Origin of the sequence: Campylobacter sp. CNRCH_2014_2452 (assembly GCF_025772865.1) — a bacterium.
In the GTDB taxonomy this organism is placed as follows: domain Bacteria; phylum Campylobacterota; class Campylobacteria; order Campylobacterales; family Campylobacteraceae; genus Campylobacter_D; species Campylobacter_D lari_D.
In genome coordinates, this window is the sequence record NZ_JAKMSX010000026.1 from 1 (window position 1) to 1,429 (window position 1,429).

1 protein-coding gene is annotated in these 1,429 nt (G+C 27.9%); it reads right to left on the reverse strand.

Going from position 1 to position 1,429, the window contains the following annotated elements:
- The coding region (locus L8X38_RS08355; RefSeq protein ID WP_263661765.1) for a hypothetical protein at positions 1 to 1,167 on the reverse strand (1,167 nt) is incomplete at its 3' end.
- Between the last annotated feature and the right edge of the window lie 262 nt (positions 1,168 to 1,429).

The following is a 1,429-nucleotide window of genomic DNA, read 5'->3' on the forward strand; positions in this document are numbered from 1 at the left end:
CATGATACTTAACTCATCATTGCTTTTAGTATCTTTACTTAAAATAGTATCTTTGGTTTCATGATTGATAAATTTAAAAAAGTGCAGTAGGTTGTTTTGTAAATTAACAATTCTTGAGCTTACTGCTTTGTTTATGTATACAAATACTATTATCACAATTACTAAAATAACAAAAAGAGATATAAATGCTATGGTTGTTATAAGTTTTGTAATAGGCATTTGTATAGAATCAACTGGAGCCATAGTCACAATAGACCAAGCATCTTGTGAGTTATCCCAAAGATCAAAAGTAGCTATTGCTGCTCTATTTTTCTTTCCATCGCTTGCGCGAGTAAAGTCAAAAACAGTATTTATTTTATCTTTTTGTAATTGTATTAATGTTTTTGCACTAGGATGAGGATTTGCTTCTGAAATACTTTTTCCTGTAAATTTAGAAACAGGACTAACTGCTATTAGACCCTCAGCACCAAGTAATAATCTTTGATCATCTTTGAAAATACTTCTTTTTGGATCTGTTAGCTCTCCTCTAAAATGCGTTAAACTTCCTAAAGCTCCAACTACACCTATAATATTTCCATTTTTAAAGATTGGAATTACAATATTGTATGCAAAAATTTCTTCACCATTGATGTTGAAAATTTGAGGTTTTCCTATTGATTCTTTTTGTGTTGATATAGCATTATTAATACTTTGTTGTTGTAAAAATGCATCATATGCTTGAACTAATTGCACGCCGCCTTCTGTTTTTAAAGAAGTATCATGAAGTAACATTAAAAATTTATGCTGATTTGTAAGTAGTTTTGGGTTGGTATTTTGATTGATTGGGGTATTAAAAAAATGAACATACATATATGCAATTTTTTCATTTGAATCAAGCACACCTTCTAAAATATTTTGCACTTCTGTATCATCAATACTATTTTCATTTGAAATAGTATTTTTTATAGTATCTTCTACTCCTAGTAAAGTTGAATAAACACTTTCTGTTGCTCCACGGACGATATTTGCATATCTAAAAGCATTAATTTGAAGTAGTTTATCTGCTTCAGTGTGTAAGATATTTGAAGCTTGTATGGAAAAAATACTTGCTAAGATTATAATACCTAGCATTACTATGGAAATTACAACTCCAACTATTTTGGTCCCTATTTTTAAATTTGAAAACAATGTATCTCCTTTATGTGTTTTTAAAAAGGATGTATTTTATCCTAAAAAAATAATTTTTTTATTTTTAATTAATTAATATTTGTTTGGTATTTCTAATAGTGGGCTTGAATGTAAAATGTAGATTTAATAGAGTATCAAAGTTAAACCCATTAAGGGTTTAACTTATTTAGAATTTTTTCTTCCTAGCATCTTCTAAGATATCATTAGCTATTTGATTGACATTGTCTGCAACTATAGCACTATCTTTTGCTATTTTTAAATT